Annotated in this window: 18 protein-coding genes; 5 read left to right on the plus strand and 13 right to left on the minus strand. The window is 56.1% G+C overall.

Features of this window, described 5'->3' with window-relative positions; all coding sequences use genetic code 11:
* Nucleotides 1-9: 9 nt before the first annotated feature.
* The 7 genes from IB144_RS22575 to IB144_RS22605 all read right to left on the minus strand — a co-directional run bounded on the left by IB144_RS22575 (nt 10) and on the right by IB144_RS22605 (nt 8,024).
* On the minus strand, nt 10-861 hold the full coding sequence (locus IB144_RS22575; protein ID WP_004146068.1) for a PTS system mannose/fructose/sorbose family transporter subunit IID: 852 nt from the start codon (nt 859-861) through the stop codon (nt 10-12).
* Nucleotides 839-1,618 (minus strand): PTS mannose/fructose/sorbose/N-acetylgalactosamine transporter subunit IIC, encoded by a 780-nt coding sequence (locus IB144_RS22580; RefSeq protein ID WP_002887608.1) that lies wholly within the window; start codon nt 1,616-1,618, stop codon nt 839-841. Before IB144_RS22580 ends, IB144_RS22575 begins: the two co-directional genes overlap by 23 nt.
* Before the next feature lie 16 nt (nt 1,619-1,634).
* On the minus strand, nt 1,635-2,105 hold the full coding sequence (locus IB144_RS22585) for a PTS sugar transporter subunit IIB (protein WP_002887607.1): 471 nt from the start codon (nt 2,103-2,105) through the stop codon (nt 1,635-1,637).
* Nucleotides 2,106-2,119: 14 nt separating this feature from the next.
* Nucleotides 2,120-2,542 carry a PTS sugar transporter subunit IIA gene (locus IB144_RS22590; protein ID WP_004888687.1) on the minus strand — a complete coding sequence of 141 codons (423 nt, stop codon included), beginning with the start codon at nt 2,540-2,542 and terminating at the stop codon, nt 2,120-2,122.
* Between the two features lie 100 nt (nt 2,543-2,642).
* The gene (locus tag IB144_RS22595; RefSeq protein ID WP_046654701.1) at nt 2,643-5,408 is read right to left on the minus strand and encodes a sigma-54-dependent transcriptional regulator; all 2,766 of its coding nucleotides are present in this window, start codon (nt 5,406-5,408) and stop codon (nt 2,643-2,645) included.
* A 136-nt stretch (nt 5,409-5,544) separates the two neighbouring features.
* Nucleotides 5,545-6,990, minus strand: a complete 1,446-nt coding sequence (locus IB144_RS22600; protein WP_016946268.1) for a tagaturonate reductase — start codon at nt 6,988-6,990, stop codon at nt 5,545-5,547.
* 11 nt (nt 6,991-7,001) lie between these two features.
* Nucleotides 7,002-8,024, minus strand: coding sequence for a zinc-binding alcohol dehydrogenase family protein (locus tag IB144_RS22605; RefSeq protein ID WP_004182857.1), 1,023 nt, complete (start codon nt 8,022-8,024; stop codon nt 7,002-7,004).
* Between the two features lie 136 nt (nt 8,025-8,160).
* Here IB144_RS22605 and IB144_RS22610 point away from each other — a divergent pair, with 136 nt between their 5' ends.
* Nucleotides 8,161-9,075: a GntR family transcriptional regulator gene (locus tag IB144_RS22610; RefSeq protein ID WP_004182856.1), complete on the plus strand. Its 915-nt coding sequence runs from the start codon at nt 8,161-8,163 to the stop codon at nt 9,073-9,075.
* 179 nt (nt 9,076-9,254) lie between these two features.
* The gene (locus IB144_RS22615) at nt 9,255-10,616 is read left to right on the plus strand and encodes an MFS transporter (protein ID WP_020805233.1); all 1,362 of its coding nucleotides are present in this window, start codon (nt 9,255-9,257) and stop codon (nt 10,614-10,616) included.
* A 3-nt stretch (nt 10,617-10,619) separates the two neighbouring features.
* On the opposite strand, the gene IB144_RS22620 is transcribed toward IB144_RS22615, so the two are convergent.
* A complete protein-coding gene (locus IB144_RS22620) occupies nt 10,620-11,456 on the minus strand; it encodes a GNAT family N-acetyltransferase (protein WP_040215647.1) in 837 nt (278 codons plus the stop codon).
* Nucleotides 11,457-11,488: 32 nt separating this feature from the next.
* Between IB144_RS22620 and IB144_RS22625 the strand changes: the two genes are divergently transcribed.
* Nucleotides 11,489-12,022, plus strand: coding sequence for a GNAT family N-acetyltransferase (locus tag IB144_RS22625; RefSeq protein WP_002887560.1), 534 nt, complete (start codon nt 11,489-11,491; stop codon nt 12,020-12,022).
* A 69-nt stretch (nt 12,023-12,091) separates the two neighbouring features.
* Complete coding sequence (locus IB144_RS22630) at nt 12,092-12,955, plus strand: MurR/RpiR family transcriptional regulator (RefSeq protein WP_004177525.1); 864 nt, start codon at nt 12,092-12,094, stop codon at nt 12,953-12,955.
* Here the strand turns inward: IB144_RS22630 and IB144_RS22635 are convergent.
* The 5 genes from IB144_RS22635 to IB144_RS22655 form a co-directional block, all read right to left on the minus strand.
* The gene (locus IB144_RS22635) at nt 12,952-13,551 is read right to left on the minus strand and encodes a 2-dehydro-3-deoxy-6-phosphogalactonate aldolase (protein ID WP_004146077.1); all 600 of its coding nucleotides are present in this window, start codon (nt 13,549-13,551) and stop codon (nt 12,952-12,954) included. The two genes, IB144_RS22630 and IB144_RS22635, sit on opposite strands and share 4 nt — an antisense overlap.
* On the minus strand, nt 13,538-14,410 hold the full coding sequence (locus IB144_RS22640; protein WP_040215652.1) for a 2-dehydro-3-deoxygalactonokinase: 873 nt from the start codon (nt 14,408-14,410) through the stop codon (nt 13,538-13,540). The genes IB144_RS22635 and IB144_RS22640 overlap by 14 nt, the downstream gene beginning before the upstream one ends.
* Nucleotides 14,411-14,419: 9 nt before the next feature.
* Nucleotides 14,420-15,907, minus strand: a complete 1,488-nt coding sequence (locus IB144_RS22645) for a sodium:solute symporter family protein (RefSeq protein ID WP_046654703.1) — start codon at nt 15,905-15,907, stop codon at nt 14,420-14,422.
* Nucleotides 15,908-16,092: 185 nt separating this feature from the next.
* Nucleotides 16,093-16,485: a RidA family protein gene (locus IB144_RS22650; protein WP_004177530.1), complete on the minus strand. Its 393-nt coding sequence runs from the start codon at nt 16,483-16,485 to the stop codon at nt 16,093-16,095.
* A gap of 10 nt (nt 16,486-16,495) precedes the next feature.
* The gene (locus IB144_RS22655) at nt 16,496-17,935 is read right to left on the minus strand and encodes a D-aminoacylase (RefSeq protein ID WP_002887553.1); all 1,440 of its coding nucleotides are present in this window, start codon (nt 17,933-17,935) and stop codon (nt 16,496-16,498) included.
* Here IB144_RS22655 and IB144_RS22660 point away from each other — a divergent pair.
* A complete protein-coding gene (locus tag IB144_RS22660; protein WP_009485350.1) occupies nt 17,913-18,092 on the plus strand; it encodes a hypothetical protein in 180 nt (59 codons plus the stop codon). The two genes, IB144_RS22655 and IB144_RS22660, sit on opposite strands and share 23 nt — an antisense overlap.
* The last annotated feature ends 28 nt before the right edge of the window (nt 18,093-18,120 follow it).

The raw sequence follows: 18,120 nt of genomic DNA on the forward strand, positions 1-18,120 counted from the left end.
TCACTCCCGTTAAAACAATCCGATCCACGAACCCAGAATGCCCACCAGCGCCATGCCGCCAATAATTGAGAGCGGTTTAACTTTCCGTCCCAGTAGCCAGTAGACGATGCCAAAACTCACCAACGGCAGCATGCAGGGCAGAATGTCGTTGATAATGTCCTGTACCTGGGTTTTGGCCTCCCCGGCGCCGAAGGAGAGAGGAATGGTGATATCGATCATTGAAGCGGTCATCGCCCCGACTACCATCAGACCGATAATCGACGCCCCGTAGGTCAGGCTCTCCATCATTCCGCTCTTCTGGATCCGCTGCAGGACCCCGGTGCCCAGTACGTAGCCCCAGCGGGTAAAACACCAGCGCACCAGAATGTGCGGCACGTTAAACACCAGCAGAAACAGGATCGGCCCGAGGATGTTGCCCTTCAGCGCCAGGCTGGTGCCGATCCCGGTGGCGATGAGGCGCAGCGTCCCCCAGAAGAAAGAGTCACCTAGCCCGGCTAACGGTCCCATCAGTGAGGCTTTGACGTTATCAATCGCAGTGGCATCCATGTTTTTCTGCTGACTGTTTTTCTCTTCCATCGCCGTGGTGATCCCCAGCAGCAGGGTGACGATATGCGGCGTGGTATTGAAAAAAACCAGATGCCGCTTCAGCGCTGCGGCCAGCTCCTCTCTGCGCGGATAGAGCTTCTTCAGCACCGGGATCAACGCGTAAACAAAGGCGAGATTCATCTGCCGCTCATAGTTCCACGAGAACTCCATCTGGAAAGAGCGCCAGAACACCCGGCGTAAATCGCGCGGCGTAATCCGGGTTTCTTCCTGCGCCTGCGGCTGCAGGGTCTCTTCAGAAATCATCTTCGTCGTCATCGCTGACTCCTTGTTCTGTCGTGATACGAGGTGAATTCAATGCGGTGACGTTAACCATGACCACCGCCACGATAGCGCCGAGAATGGCGATACCGGTCACCGGGATTTTCAAATAGGCCATCAGCACAAAACCGAGGAAAAAATACGGCGCCACTTTCTTGTTAATCAGCAGCCTGGCGAGCATCGCGAAGCCGAGGGCCGGGATGATGCCGGTGGCGACGCTGAGCCCATGTTTGATAAATTCCGGGATCGTATCGAGCAGGGATTTCACCGCGTTGCTGCCCACCAGGAATGAGACGGTGACCACCGCGGCAAGCATCAGCGACAGGCCGAATCCGGCAATCAAATGCATCCGCTCAATGCCGCGGAGATCCGCCCGTTCCGCATACCCATCCGCCTTCTGGCTAAGCATTGGAATGAACATCCCCAGATAGATGTTTTTCAGGATCAAAGTCAGCGTGGCGATAGGCAGGCCAAGCAGCAACGCCGTTTCTGTGCCTGCGCCAGAGGTAATGGCGAACGCCACGCCGAGAATACCGCCGGTCACGACGTCGGGCGGGATCGAGGCGCCAACGGAGAAAGAGCCGATAAACGCCAGCTCCAGCGTCGCGCCCATAATGACGCCGGTCTGTACATCCCCCAGCACCAGCCCGGTCAACAGCCCGGTGACGATAGGCCGTGAAATTAGCGACGTCCCTAAGGCATATTCCGATTGCGCGATAAACGCCACCAGACCCAGTAAGAGAGCCTCTACCATAATCTGTCCTCCGGAATTACACGCATTCCGCAAAAAGCTGTTTGCGATCGTTCGGGACCTGGCGAATCTCCACTTCGACGCCCTTGCCCACCAGTTGTTGTAGCTGTTCTATTTCTGTCGGCAGTAAATTAATCGCCTTAGAGATATTTTTACTGCCCTCTTTAGCCTTTATTCCGCCAAGATTTATGCTTTTTATTTCGTCGATGGCGCTGGCAATACGCCAGGCGTCATTAACCGACTCCACAACAATAAATAAATTATATTTATCGGTAACCCCGCTTTTTATTGCCTCAATAGAATCATTTATATTTTTAATCACCAGCTTCACCGAGGGCGGTTTGGCAAGCTTAATGGTGGTTTTCCGCAACTCATCGCCAGGGACGCTATCGTTGGCGATTAAAATACAATCGGCGCCGACATATTGGGTCCAGGAAAAGGCCACCTGGCCGTGAAGTAATCGATGGTCTACCCTTAATAATGTAATCATCATGCTTCCTCATTTCAGAAGTCTTTATCCATAGTCATCGCGCTGGCAATCGTTTGATTGCAGTACTGAATGCTCTCTTTGGCGTTTGTTAATGCCTCGGTAATTAATTTTTCGGTATCGTCTTCCGCTGCGGAAATCAGCAAGTCAATAATTAACGGCAGATTTAAACCGGATAATAAATGGAAATGTGGGCGAGATAAAAAACGAACAAACTCGTTATTCACGCTACCGGCAAAAATATCCGTAATCACGATCAGCTCATCCTGCGCCGGGAAACGCGCCATTAGCGCTTCCACCTGCTGCGTCAGATCGGCCTCTTCTTCCACGTAGGCACACAAGGTATGTATATCGGGTTGTTTACCGAGGATCAGTTCCACGGAGTTCAACAAACCGTTAGCAAAGCTGCCATGGCTGGCAAAAATATAGTGTCGTTTCATCCTTACCTCGAAAGCGCATTCCACTGCTTTCTTAATTGCAACCGACGTGCCAGAAACAGTGGCGCGTCGGCTAACGCAAGGATAAAAAAGAAGAGATGTGTTAAAAGTCTTGATCTTCCTGAATAAATTCCGTTTCCCGCGTCAGGATATCGTGAATGTAGCAGAGCTCTACAACGGGAATTTTGACACTATACCCGCTCTCTATGACACTAAAGGCCTCGCGTAGCGTAGCCAGCTCGCGATCCGGACACTGCCCTCCAGTGTATTGGGCTGGGGAAGCGTGACGAATTAATCGCTCTATCAGACAGCTGATATGCACATACAGCGCGACCTTACGATCGTTAGGTACATCGCGCCCGGCCAGATGCTCATAGCGCAGCAAAAACTGCTCAACCTGGTTGATCACCTTAGCCGTATCGAGGATCGTCACCGACTCGATCACCCGGCGCAGCGAAAAGTTTTTCAGGATCAGGTTGTTGATCTCGCTGACCTGCTCCGCCGTCGCCAGTTCGCCAAAAATGCGCATCAGCGGACGACTCCCTTCGCCAGAGATCAGCGAATCCAGCGAGATCCAGGGTAGATCGGCAAGATGCGGATCCAGGGTACCGACGATCGCCAGCACCTCATAGCGGCTTAGCATCGGCTCCCGTCGCGCGGGATCGGCAAGGGTCTCCACATCGCAGGCCACAATATCAATGCCAAGCGCTTCAGGAATGCTGGCTTTTAACAGCGCCGACAGATTCGCCGCCGCGCCCAGACCGGTCGCGCAGGTGGTTAAAATCGCCCGCGGCTTATCGGTTTGCGGGTAATAGAGCTGGTGCTCAACCGCAAGGTCATCGCCGATCTCGCGGACGATATCTTCCAGCATAACGCCCTGCAAAATGCGCTCCCCGACGTACATCGCCATACCGGTGGAGACATTGTTGATGATCGCCATCGGCGTACTCAGGCGACGATTAAAATGGCGGTGAATGGCGTTCAGCGATCCCATGTCGACCAGGATTATCAATCCTGATGCCAGGGCATGGCTCTCTATGTAGGCCATCACCTGGTTAGCGATAGCCTCCGGCGTCACGTCCAGCGGCATATCGAATGACTCAAAGAGCTGGCTTTTCAGCAAGCGGTTCGCCACGTTGGCGATGCTGCTGGCGGTAGCGTAACCGTGAGCGAGAATTATCGCCCGGGTCACCTGCTGCTGGCTGATGGCGCCATTCTTGTGGAACCACAGCACTAACAGCAGCAGGTCGATACGCTGGGGTTCAATATCCAGCTTCAGCGTCAACGCACCGAGGATCGCTTCGCAAAAGCGATACAGCAGCGGAAACTTCTGTACCAGGAAGTCCTCCAGCTGGCGGGCTTTTTCATTGTTTATCGTGGACTGCGCCTGTCGGGATCGGTGGATCAGGTAGTGGCTCAGGGCGTAGAGGCAGTTGCCGTTAAACTGGATATTGAAGCGCTTTTCCAGGCGATAATACTCCTCCCGAACCTGATGAGCGATCAGCAGCAGCATCTGCGGGCTACTGGAGTCATGATTATCAAAGATCAGCCGATCGAAGAGGGTTTCAATCTCTTCCCCCATGCTCCTTTGCGCCTCTTCCCAGACCGTTTTTTTATTCAGCACCGCTTCATACTGCGCCAGAACCCGACACTGAACGTCATAGATCAGCCCCTGTACCGGGTCGCGCGCACGCAGCAGCCAGACCAGGCTGGTCTGCGGCTCGATAAGCAGCGGCTCCTGCTGGCCCATCGCTTCGCTGAGCGCTGGCGTCGCGGCCATGACATTCTCCGGCAGATCGTGCAGCCTCACGGTCAGCATTTCGCGGCCCGGAGACCTGGCCCAGGCTGACGCCACGGCGTATTTCACCACATTCTTCAGCTCGCCGACGTTGCCCCGATAAACATACTGCGTCAGGACCTGCAACAGTCGCGGCGTTAGTTGCAGCCGGGCGGCAAGCGTGCGCGCCTCCTGCCAGAAAAACTGTAGCGTTAGCGCCTCCTTCTCCTCGCGGCTACGGTGTTGAAGATCGGGCAAGCTAACCAGGATCGGAATTCGGCGCAGGAAGGTGGTGAGAAAAGTGCTGTGAATATCTTCGGTGGTGGCAAACACCAACCGCAGCGAAATCGGCAAGCCTTGTGCGGTCTCCCCCACCCGGTAGATCTCCTTACGATCCAGCCAGGTGAACAGCTTCTCCTGCCCCTGAGCATCCAGGCGATGGACCTCATCGAGAAACAGCATCCCGCCGTTTGCCGCCTCAAACGCCCCCGCTTTATCGCTCTGCGCACCGGTAAACGCGCCTTTGACGTAGCCAAACAGGTTGGCGGCCAGCAGCTCCGGATTACTCGCATACTGCGCGCAGTTAAAGCTCACAAAGGGGGCATCGGGCGCCAGCAGCCCCTGGGCGATGGCGAACTCATGCATCAGCTCAGCCATATAGCTTTTGCCGGTCCCGCTGTCGCCGGTAATAAGCAGCGGTAGCCCGCCGTTAGGATAAAACAGCGCGGTTTTCATCTGCTCAATCGGTTTACGCAGGCTGCCGTCATGCCCGGTCAGCAACGAAAAATGGTCCGCCTGCTCCGGCTGGCGGTCGCTCTCCGCGAGTAACTCCGCCATGCTGGCATACTCACCGCGGGAAAGCGGGTAGAACTGCTGGCAAAAGGCTTTTTTATGCAGAAAATAGACCGGCCGGGTGTTGATTTTCACCAGCACGTCCTGAGCGACCAGCTGATTGAGATAATGGCTGGCGGTATTTCTTTGCATCGCGAAACGCCGGGCCAGCCAGCTGGCGGTAAAGACCTCGCTCAGGTTATCCGGATCGAAAAAATCGGTCTGATTTTGCAAAAAAGCCAACAGTTCCGTTTTACGCATCGCATCCCCCTCTTCGCCATTACGAAGGGATATGATGCGGGAAATCCGCCAACCGTTGGCGCTTAATTCATTTTTTGCGGTTCAGAGCACAAAAAAAAACGACGCCCCAATCCGCGGGCGCCGCACAACAAACCGACTACAGCCGCGACAGGGCCTCGCGCATACCCGCGCGCAAAATCATTTCCAGATAGCGCGTGACCTGGTCGGCAAGGCCGTGAATGGCCGTCAGATCCTCACCCCAGTGCGCAGCATCCTGCAGGACTTCTGTGACCAGTTCATGCAGCGGGCTGCCGTTCGCCACCTGAGCCCATCCTTCAGCAAAGCGGGTTAACCAAACTTCGTCATCCTGTAGCGGATACGTCTGTCCGTCACGCTGACCGCGATAGAAGGCGATGAGCGCCGCCAGAGCAAACGTTAGCCGCGGCGGGATCGCGCCGTGCTGGCGGATAGTCGTCAGCAGCTGCGGCAAGATCCGGGTACGAAATTTAGTCATGCCGTTCAGGGCGATGGCGAGCAATTGATGGCGAATATAGGGATTAAGAAAGCGCCCGGTGACCGCATCGGCAAACTGACGAAGCTCCTCGGCCGGTAAATCGAGCGCCGGGATAATCTCTTCATCAATCGTCTGCTGGACATAATGGCGAATGGCTTCGTCCCGCATCGCTTCGCCAACCGTATCCACCCCACACAGCCATGCTACCGGCACCAGCGCGGTATGCGCGCCGTTAAGAATGGCAACCTTGCGCGCTTTATAGGGCCGGATATCCTCTACGATACGAATATTCAGCGGGCAGCGATCCAGCCGCAGCATTTCCGCCAGCCCCTGCGGCCCCTGGATTACAAATAACCAAAAGTATTCGGCAGTATCCAGGAAAGCATCATGGTAGCCGAGCTCCGCCTCCAGCTTTTCCGCTTCCTCGCGCGGATAGCCGGTGACGATGCGGTCAACCAGCGTTGAACAAAATGTATTGGCAGTTTCAACCCAGTCGCTGAATGCCGTTGGCAACTGCCATTCTTTAGCATAGCGCAGCACCAACGCCTTCAGTGCTTCGCCATTATAGTCAATCAGTTCACAAGGGATTATTGTCCAGCCCTTATCCGCTGCGCCGTTGAAATGACGGAACCGCTCAAGAAGCAATTGGGTCAGCTTCGCCGGGAAGCTGACCGGCGGCATATCGTCAGGCCGGTCCCCGGCGTGATAGCTAATCCCCGCTTCGGTGGTGTTTGAAAACACAAATGCAATCTCCGGGTCACGGGCCAGCGCCAGGTAGCCAGCAAAATCCTGCCAGGGATTGATCTCATTATTAACGGAGCGGATAATCCGCGCCTCGCTCACCGCCTCGCCGCGTTCATTCAACCCGCGGATCACCGTGGTATACAGCCCGTCCTGAGTATTTAACGACGGCGGAAAAACGGTGTTGATCGGGCGAACAATGGTGACGCCCGTCGCCAGATCGGTTTTCTCATTCAGCAGATCCAGCTGCCAGTCAATAAATGCCCGCAGGAAATTGCCCTCGCCGAACTGAATCGCACGGGTCGGATACTGAGGTCCTGGAAAGTTTTGTCGGTTTAAGGTTTTCATGAGCTTCCCTGCTAAAAATGAATAACGCCTTTGATCAGCTGACGATTGTTAATCACCTCGCTTTCGTAAATTTCCGCCAGCGATTTGAAGTCGTAACGGTGGGTCAGCATCATCCTGGCGGTCACTTTCCCTTCAGTCATCAGCCGCCCGACCTTGGCAAAATCCTCTTCTGTCGCATTACGACTCCCCATCATCGTCGTCTCTTTCTTATGAAATTCAGGGTCAGAGAACTGCAGTTCCCCCTTAAACAGACCAACAAAAATGATGCTGCCGCCGTGACGGATTAAATTAACGGTGTTGTTCATTGCTTGCTGATTTCCCGTCGCGTCAATCACTTTCTGCGCCAGAGAACCGTCAAACGTGGCCGACAGTTGCTCGGTAAACAGTGGATCGGAGGGATCGAGGGTGGTCAGGCCGAGATGTTGTGCCACATGATCGCGCCGCGCCGGGCTGGTATCCGCCACCACCACCTGTGCGCCGTCAGCCTTAGCGATCGCCGCTGCCCCGAGCCCAATCGGACCCGCGCCGACCACCAGTACCTGATCTCCCGGCTGGATCGCTGCGCGACGCACCGCGTGGGCGCTAATGGCGAATGGCTCAATCAACGCTACAGCTTCAGGGTCGACATCATCCACCACCAGCAGATTGTTTACCGGAACGCAGAGGTATTCGCTAAACCCGCCGTCGCGATGCACCCCGATCACCGAAATGTTCTCACAGCAGTTTGTCCGGCCGCTCAGACAGGCCGGGCAGTGGCGGCAGGCGACATAGGGAATCACAGCAACCTGTTGGCCACTCTTCAAATTAAGAATATTTTTACCCAGCCCAATTATCTCACCGCATATTTCATGACCAAGAACACGCGGATAGCTAAAAAAAGGCTGATTGCCGCCCCATGCATGAATATCTGTCCCGCAAATCCCCACCGCCTTTATTTTAATGAGCACTTCATCATCGCCGGGAATGGGAATCTGGCGTTTTTCCCAGTGTAATTTTTTAGGTTCCTGACACACTAAAGTATTCATCGACGTCATAATAATTGCCTCCGTATTTGTTGGCTTAGATATCGATGAAAAATAGAAGTAGAGTGAAAGTCATTGCAAAATCTGTGAAATATCGCGCACAAAACTGTTTTAAATCCGGTTTTAATGGATAAAAAAGGAAAACGTTATGAGTCGCTCACAAAACCTTCGTCACAATGTTATTAACCAGGTCATCAACGACATGGCGCGCGGCTTTATCCCCTCGCCGCTCCCCTCGCAAAGCGCACTGGCGGAAATGTATAACATCAGCCGCACCACGGTGCGCCATATCCTTTGCCACTTATGCGAGCGCGGCGTCCTGAGCCAGGTCAATCACGACTACCAGATCCTTCGTCAACCGGAAGTACAGGACGGCTTCGATAGTTCCAGCGCCTCGCTGGCCGAACAAAACCGTCTCTTTGAACAAGCGTTTTTCACCATGATTAACCAACGCCAGTTACGCGCCGGAGAGCGGTTCTCCGAGCTGCAACTGGCGCGTGCCGCGGGCGTCAGCCCGGTCGTGGTCAGAGAGTTTTTACTGAAATTCAGCCGCTACAACCTGATTGAAAGCGAAAAACGCGGCCAGTGGAACATGAAGAAATTTGAGCAATCCTGGGCCGAACAACTGTTCGAATTGCGGGAAATGCTGGAAACTCACGCACTTCAACACTTTCTTAATCTGCCGGACAGCGATGCCCGCTGGCTGCAGGCCAAAACCCTGCTTGAGCGCCACCGCACTCTGCGGGACAGCATTGGCGACAGCTTTCGTATGTTCTCCCAGCTCGATCGTGATTTTCATTCGCTGCTGCTTTCCGCCGCGGATAATATATTTTTTAATCAATCCCTTGAGATTATCTCCGTGATCTTTCACTTCCACTATCAGTGGGATGAAAGCGACCTTAAACAGCGCAATATCATCGCTATTGACGAACATATGACTATCCTGAGCGCACTCATCTGTCGCAGCGATCTGGATGCCAACCTGGCGCTACGTAACCACCTGAACACCGCGAAGCAATCCATGATTAACTCTATCAAGCAAAGTGAATCGCTGGCGCATTAAGTACCGATTAAAAACAGAAAATGATTAGCAACAGCACAAATCCAAAAACGTAATCCGGCGCCCTCAAAAAGGTTATTTATGCTGAAAACAAGTCGACTTACTTTACTGTGAAATATGTGGGTGGTCTTTAAACCATTCGTTGTTACTTGGCGTTCAAACATAATAATCAGGAGTCAGGCGTGGAATCACAAAATATAACCATAGACCCGCAGACCGACTTTAAAGAGGGGAAAGCGGAACCCCTTTCAGTTCCCTTAGAAAATACGCTACAACGTAGCTCTCGTATTAAAAAGATTCAAACAACGGCAATGATTCTGTTATTTTTGGCGGCGGTGATTAACTACCTCGACCGAAGTTCATTGTCCGTGGCAAACTTAACGATTCACCAGGAGTTAGGGCTCAACGCCACTGAAATCGGGGCGCTGTTATCGGTTTTTTCTCTAGCCTATGGCATTGCGCAACTGCCCTGCGGCCCTCTGCTGGACCGCAAAGGTCCACGCATCATGCTAGGGCTGGGTATGTTTTTCTGGTCACTATTTCAGGCGCTCTCCGGGATGGTGCACAGCTTTACCCAGTTCGTCCTGGTTCGCATCGGCATGGGGATCGGCGAAGCGCCAATGAACCCCTGCGGCGTCAAGGTGATCAACGACTGGTTTAATATTAAAGAGCGCGGTCGCCCAATGGGCTTCTTCAACGCCGCCTCGACGATCGGTGTCGCGGTCAGTCCACCGATCCTTGCCGCAATGATGCTGATGATGGGCTGGCGCTGGATGTTTATCACTATCGGCATACTAGGGATCTTTATCGCTATCGGCTGGTATATGCTTTATCGCAACCGGGAGGATCTCCCCCTCACCGCCGATGAACAGGCGTACCTTAACGCCGGAAGCGTCAACGTTCGCCGCGACCCGCTGAGCTTTGCCGAATGGCGCAGCCTGTTTAAAAACAAAACCATGTGGGGAATGATGCTCGGCTTCAGCGGCATCAATTATACCGCGTGGCTGTATCTGGCCTGGCTGCCGGGCTACCTGCAAACAGCGTATAACCTCGATCTGAAAAGTACCGGATTTATGGCCGCAATTCCTTTCCTGTTTGGTGCCGCCGGTATGCTGATCAATGGCTACGTCACCGACTGGCTGGTCAAAGGCGGCATGGCACCGATCAAAAGCCGCAAGATCTGCATCATTGCCGGGATGTTCTGCTCCGCGGCGTTTACACTGATCGTGCCGCATGCCACTACCTCTTTCGCGGCGGTGTTGTTAATCGGTATGGCGTTGTTCTGCATTCATTTTGCCGGAACGTCCTGCTGGGGATTGATCCACGTCGCCGTGGCATCAAGAATGACGGCTTCCGTCGGCAGTATTCAGAATTTCGCCAGCTTTATCTGCGCTTCATTTGCACCGGTGGTGACCGGATTTATTGTCGATACCACCCATTCCTTCCAGCTGGCGCTGGTTATATGCGGCTGTGTGACCGCTCTCGGCGCGCTGGCCTACATTTTCCTGGTTCGGCAGCCAATTAGCGATCCGCGTAACGACTAAATCTTAACGCCCTGCCGACCGCAGGGCATTCATCGTTGCGCTCATCTCATACTGTTGTAGTGTCAAAGCGGCATAGCCGGCCGCGGCAAACAGCGGCGTAAAAGTTTCCGGGACCGTCACCGAAGTACCAATGCCCGGGAACTCCTGCGCCAGCGCCATCAGCAGCTCACGCGCCAGCCCCTGGCGGCGGGCGGCGGGCTCCACCCACAAAAACGACAGTACAGGGCGCGAGCCCGCCGTCGTTAGAACCGCGAAGGCGCGCTGTTCCAGCGTCACGACCTGACATGGCAGAGTGGCGAAGGTAAGCGGATCCAGCAGCCAGGGAAGCTGGCTGTTACTCTCCTCAATGGCGCGCCGAAGCAGGGACAGGGTGGGATAAAGCTGCAATACGCCCGGCACCGGGGCCAGAAGTTCTGTACTCAGGTAGCCGCAGAGCCCATAGCGTCGCGTAAAGCCCAGCGACTGATACAGCGCGACGGCCGCATGGTTATCGCGGATCACCTCCAGGAATACCGTCTCGATCCCCTGCTGTTGCAAAAGCATCAGCAGCTCCTGCATCAGTTTCCGGCCCAGGCCTTTGCCGCGCCAGGCCGGGCGCAGGGCAAAGGCCGCCAGGCGAGCGGCACTCCCCCGGCGCGCGACGATCGCGATCGCCGCCGGTTCATCTCCGGCCAGCCAGACGCGGGAATCGACCAGGCTCATCCCCTCGGCGCTAAAACGCTGAACAAATCCCTCTACCGACTGGGTAACAGGCACCAGGTAGGCTTCAAAACAGGCGTTGAGAATATCCGTTAACTGCACGCTGCTGAACTGCGTGGCGGGAACGGCGGTCAGCTCCATACTTTTCTCCCGAAGGCTGCTATGCTGAGGTGATGAAAACTAACACTATAACTGCCGGTGCCGTATTACGCCTGACTCAGGAGAGCGATATCGCCCTTCTGCCCGCCATTGAACGTTCTGCCGCCCAGGCATTTCGCCAGATCCCTTCTCTCGCCTGGCTGGCGGACAGCGAGGTGATTAGCGTTGCGCGCCATCATGATTATCTGGAAACGGAGCATAGCCTGCTGGCGGTAGCCGCCGGGCAACCCGTTGGCTTTATTCTGACCGAACCGCTCGACGATGCGTTATTTATCGTCGAAGTCGCCGTCCACCAGGCCTGGCAGCAACAGGGCATCGGCCGGATGCTGCTGGAGCGGGTTATCGAGAGCGCACGGCAGATGGGCTACCCGGCGGTAACCCTCACCACCTTCCGCGAGGTGCCGTGGAATGCGCCGTTTTATACCCGTCTGGGATTCGCCATGCTCGATGAGCTGACCCTGCCCGCCGGGCTGGCGGCAAAAAGGGAACAGGAGACCCGGCACGGCCTGCCGCCCGAGTCGCGCTGCGCCATGCGCCTGGCGTTGTAGACTTCAGCACTGATTTCAGCGGCGCAATATGGTACAAAGTACCATTCAAAACTTACCCGTTGTTACCGTATGTCCTGGTCAATCGATATTATTTCCTGCATAACCGATCGCTTTGTGGAACTCACGGCGACCGAAAAACGCATTGCGCAGTTTATTCTCGATGATGTCGCGGCGGCGGCGGAGCTGCCCATCGCCGAGATAGCGCGACTGACGCAAACCAGCCAGGCTTCGGTCACCCGTTTTGCCCGGGCGCTCGGCTGTAAAGACGTCCGCGAGCTGAAGATGAAGCTTGCGCAATCTCTTGCGGTCGGCCAGCGGTTTATCCTCGATGTTCCGGATCTCGAAGGCGTCCAGGGGATCTATGAGTCAATCATCAGCGTACTGGAGACCAACCGGCGGGCGCTGGATATCGAGGCGCTGAAGCGCGCGGTGAGCTGGCTGAGCGATGCGCGGCAGATCCTCGCCCTGGGGATGGGCGGCGGTTCGACCATCTGCGCTCAGGAAATTCAGTATCGCCTGTTTCGCCTCGGTCTGCCGGTAGTCAGCCAGAGCGATGGTCTGCTGGTACGCATGATGAGCTCGGCGGTGACGCCGCAAGATGTGGTGATCGTGCTGTCTCTGGGCGGCTATACCCGGGAAATCATTGAGAGCGCGGCGATTGCCAGCCAGTACGGCGCGAAGGTTATTGCGATTACCCCCGCCGGAACGCCGCTGGCTGAACAGGCGGATCTGGTGCTACCGCTGCTGGTACGGGAAAACGACTATATCTTTAAGCCCAGCACTTCCCGTTACGCGATGCTGGCGATGGTCGATGTGCTGGCCACCGAACTGGCGATGGCCAACAAAACCCAGGCAAAAGGCAAATTACGCCGTATTAAGCTGGCGCTCGACAGCCACCGCGGCGGCGTCGATCGGCAGCCGCTGGGGGACTAACTTTTACTGGCGGAGATAAACCTCTCCGCCTGCTCGCGGGTACGTTCCACGGCCTGTCCGGCGCGATAAAGATCGCTGCCCAGACCGGCACCGGCGCACCCCGCTTGTATCCAGGTCGCCAGATTTTCCGGCGTCACGCCGCCGACCGCCAGCACCGGAACCTCCGGCGGCAACACCGCTTTCAGCGCGCGAATATAGTCCGCGCCGAATGCTGATGACGGAAAGATTTTCAGCCATTGCGCCCCGGCATCCAGCGCGCTAAACGCCTCGGAGGCCGTCGCGCAGCCGGCGCACACCAGCATCCCCTTATCTACCGCGCGGCGGATCACCGCCGGGGCCGTATTGGGCGTCACGATAAGTTTCGCCCCGGCTTCAGCGAGAAAATCAACCTGTTCAACCTTCAGCACCGTTCCCGCGCCAATCATCGCCCGCTCGCCAAACTGACGCACCATCGCCGGAATACTTTGCTGCCAGTCCGGCGAATTGAGCGGGATTTCGATATAGCGAAAGCCTGCATTTATTAGCGTCTCAATATGATCTGCCGCCTCAGCGGGTTGAATGCCGCGTAAAATCGCCACCAGCTTAATCTTGTCCATCAATCATCCTCGCTATACCCGAAAGAAACGCCGCCTCGCCGGAGCAACAGGAAACGGCTAACCCACGCGCCGCCATCGCCTGCTGATAACGGGCGTTGAGCGAGTGCTCACCAACCAGCGCCACGCGGCTGGCGCGATAGCGTTCGCTGAATGTCGCCACCTCCGCGCCAATCAACAGCCCGGAGAGATAATCGCTCACCGAAGTCGCCGCCAGCGCGCCTAACACCCGCGCGGCGCGGGCGCTAAAAAGCCCGGACAATAACGCCGGCTGATTTAACCCTTTTTCCATACCGAGGGCGAAAGCGGCTTCATCCGGCAACTGCGCAGGCAGTTGCTGGCCGAGCAGCGAATGGTTAAGCAGCAGGTGATGCAGTTCGCCGGTCATCGCCGTGGCGAACTGGCGCACCACGCCGTTTTGCACCTGCACCCATTTGCAGTGGGTGCCGGGCATCACGTAACACTCCGCGGGCATCAGTTGCCAGGCGCCCAGCAGCTGCGTTTCTTCACCGCGCATTACGTCGTAATCTGCAGCCTGCGCCACTTTCAGCCCCGGCACGATCCACACTTTTTCCGCCACCTCATATAACTGACCGTTGAGCGCCTCCAGCGCCAGCGGGCAGGCCAGATAAGGCACCGGTTGCCAACCGGCATCGCTGCCGATCATGCCCGCCATCACCACCGGCAGCGCGGGGTCGCCGCGCCACGGCGCCAGCTGCTGCTGAAATACCGCTTCGGCGCGCTGCCCGTTCAGACGCGTGACGCCGCAGGGCAGTTTCAGCTTGTCGATGCATTCGCCATCACGCATCCGCCATGCCCGCAGCTGGGTGGAGCCCCAATCGACGGCAATATACTCGTTCATGATTGCCCCTTACCCGCGTGAGGTATGACGTTTGCCAATCGGCAGCGGCGGCGGCGTTGGGCGGCTTTCACGCTCGCGGGTAATCATCTCCAGCGCCTGCTCGCGGCTCATGCTGCTGGCCGGGGTCAGTAACGTCACCACAACCGAAGCCACCAGGCTCGTCAGCACCGCCGGAATACACGGGTTGCCCCAGAACGCCAGCCAGTCGCTATCCACCAGCACCGCAACCGATGCCCCGGCGCCGCCGGCCAGCGCGGCGACCGCGCCCTGCCAGTTAAAGCGTGTCCAGAAACGGCCAAGCATGGTGCAGATAAACATCCCGGACATAATCATTGAGATCATTTTGGTGATGTAGCTGATGATGTCGTTGGAGGTCAGGGCAAACAGCAGCGCCAGCGCAATCACCAGAACCAGGAAGATCCGCGACAGGCGAATGGCTTTCTCCGGCGCGGGCATATGGCCGGTCACCAGGGTGTAGAGGTCGCGCAGCATGATGGACACCGCGGCGATGGCATCAGAGCTACCGGAAGACATATTGGCCGACATCCCGGCAATCAGGATCGCCATCGCCAGCACCGGCGGCAGCATCTGAGTGGCAAACAAGAAAGCGAAGCCGCTGTTCTCCAGCTGCGGGTTCATGGTCCATACCGCCATACCGATGATCGCCGGCAGGAAGGAGAAGCCCAGATACAGCAGGCCGGTAATGGTAAAGGACTGGCGCACCGAGTAGACGGTCTTCGCCGAGTAAATACGCTGGCGATAAGAAGGCGTCGCCAGCACGCCGACGCCGATCACCATCGCCAATGATAGCGCCGGCAACGCGCCTAATTTATCGACCGCGAACAGGCTTTGCGCCGCCGGATCGACGGCCTGCTGAATATGGCTCCAGCCGCCAACGTGATGAACCGCCAGTATCGCCATTAAAATAAAGCCCACGAACAGCACGATCGATTGAATGGTATCGATCCACACGACTGCGGAATAGCCGCCAATACCGACATAAACCACAAAAGCCAGCGCGATAATAATTTTCGCGACATTAATATCAATGCCGCTGGCCCACGCCAGGTATAATCCGCCGCCTAATATATGCGCCCCCAGCCAGCCTATAGAGGCAATAAAAATAAGTATTGCGACGAGGTTTTTTATAATTTTACTGCCGCCAGTGTAATACGACATTTCTTCACTCATGGTCATGAAGCGAAGTTTACGTACCGGCGCGAATAACCATGCCACCAGCAGAATCCCCACCGCGCCGCCGAGGCCGTAAAGCATCCCGGCCCAGCCGTTGCTGTAGCCAAAGCCGACGGCGCCGACGCTGGAACCGGTCCCTACCATGGTGCCGACCGCCGAACCGAGAGTGAGGATCATCGGCAGCGAACGGCCGCCAAGTAAAAAGTCTTCGCCGGTTTTCTGTTTGCGCGAAACGTACCAGCCTAAGGTAATCATCGCGCAGGCATAAACGGAAAACCAAATCATAAATGACATATTATTCATGGCTCACATCCAGACGTAATAAATAATATTCGTGCCGCTGAATATTATGAGTTAACAGGAACCATGCCTGAAAAAAGGCATAGCGAACCCAGTGGCACCGATTTATTTATTCACTCTGGTGCCGATATCACACTTTTTTGATGCTCCCTCCCGCAAAGGGAGGGATTTATGTTAGGTTTCGAGCGTTATTGTCGCGCAGCGTTAAAACAGGTCACATCCACTTCGACTTTACAATCCACCACCAGGTCCGCTACGCAGCAGATGCGGGCAGGCGGGTTGTCGCCAAAGAACTCGCGAAATACCTTATTGAACGACTGAAAATAGCGCGCATCGGTGAGGATCACTTTAACATGTACCACGTCGGCCAGGGTGTAGCCCGCTTCGGTCATGATATCTACGCAGTTCTGAATCGCCAGACGCGACTGGTCGACAATCCCGCCTTCCACCACTTCCCCGTCCTTCATCGGCGTCTGGCCGGAAACGTACAGCCAGCCTCCCGCTTCCACCGCCCGCGCGAACGGCAGGTGCTGCCCGCCGGTACCGGTACCGCCTTCTACGCCATAACGCTTGATACTCATACTCAACTCCTTAGTCCATCCGACGACGTAGGAAACGCCCTGCCCGTCCGGTAATTTTCTTATCACTGCCGTAGCTCATCACGCCGTTGACCATCACCGCCTCAATGCCGTCCGCCGGTCGTTTCGGGTCGGAGAAACTGGCGACATCGCGCACCGTCTGCGGGTCAAACAGCACCAGGTCGGCAAAGTAGCCAATTTTCACCAGCCCGCGATCCGCCAGCTGGAAGCGCGCCGCCGACAGCCCGGTCATCTTGTGTACCGCGGTAGTCAGCGGGAATAGCTGCTCGTCGCGGCTATAGTGGCCGAGCACCCGCGGGAAGGCGCCCCACAGGCGCGGATGCGGCATCGGATCGTTCGGCAGCCCGTCAGAGCCAATCATGGTGACCGGATAGCGCATCACCCGCCGTACGTCCTGCTCATCCATGTTGTGATAAATAGCGCCCGCCGGCATCAGCCGCGCCGCGGCGTCGTGCAGGCTCACCTGCCACTCATCGGCGATCTGCTGCAGCGTTTTCCCCGCCTGCTCCGGCTGCGCTTCAGACCAGGTAATCACGATATCAAACTCGTCGGTCACCTGTTTCATATCCAGCGTCGATGAGCTGGCTGAATAGGGATAACAGTCGCAGGCGATATCCTGCTGCTGGCGCATCTCATCGAAAAACGCCAGCGTCTCTTTGGTACGCCCCCAGTTTTTTGCCCCGGCGCACTTGTGGTGCGAAACCACCACCGGCACGTTGCCGTGACGGCCAATACGGAAGGCTTCGTCCAGCGCCTCGAGAATCGGCTCAAACTCTGAACGTAAATGGGTGGTATAGACGCCCTTCCCGGCCGCCAGCTCTTCCGCCAGCGCCATCACCTCCTCGGTGGTCGACTGGAAGGCGCTGGCGTAGGCCAGCCCGGTACTGAGCCCTAATGCTCCCTGGCGCAGCGCATCGCGTAGCTGTACGCGCATGCCGGCGATTTCCGTCTCGTTCGCCGGACGAAACAGATCGTCCATATGGTTATTACGCAGCGCGGTGTGACCGATTAACGTGCCGACATTCAGCGACGGTCGCGCCGCCTCCACCGCATGGGCATAAGCCTCCACGGTGGGATAGATAAAGTGTTGCTGCTCGCCGAGGAGATTCATCGGGTCCGGCACTTCCCCCCGCATGGTGGCGGTCGCCGCACTGATCCCGCAGTTGCCGACGATCACCGTCGTCACCCCCTGGCTGAGCTTCGGCAAGTACTCCGGCATGCGGATCACGTTGATATCATCATGGGTATGCACATCAATAAAGCCCGGCGCCAGTACCCGCCCCTGGCCATCAATCACCTGCTCCGCCGCAACGTCCAGCGCCGGGGCGATAGCCATAATTCGATCGCCCTTCACCGCCACATCAGCACGGTATTGCGGCCCGCCGCTCCCGTCGATCACCGTGACGTTTTTGAAAAGCCAGTCAACTTTCATAGCAATTACTCCCTTTCGACATGCCGATAAGTTAACCATTTACAAGCGCAAAAAACAGTGGAAAACTACGCAAAACTCAGATCGTTTTGTGATACTTTTATTCAAAACGAATAACATTTTTATATTAAAAATATATTTATCAAATAGTTATAAATGATACCAAGCGACTAACCGATTATAAACCC

It is taken from the genome of Klebsiella sp. K4 (genome assembly GCF_014596785.2).
GTDB lineage: Bacteria > Pseudomonadota > Gammaproteobacteria > Enterobacterales > Enterobacteriaceae > Klebsiella > Klebsiella pneumoniae.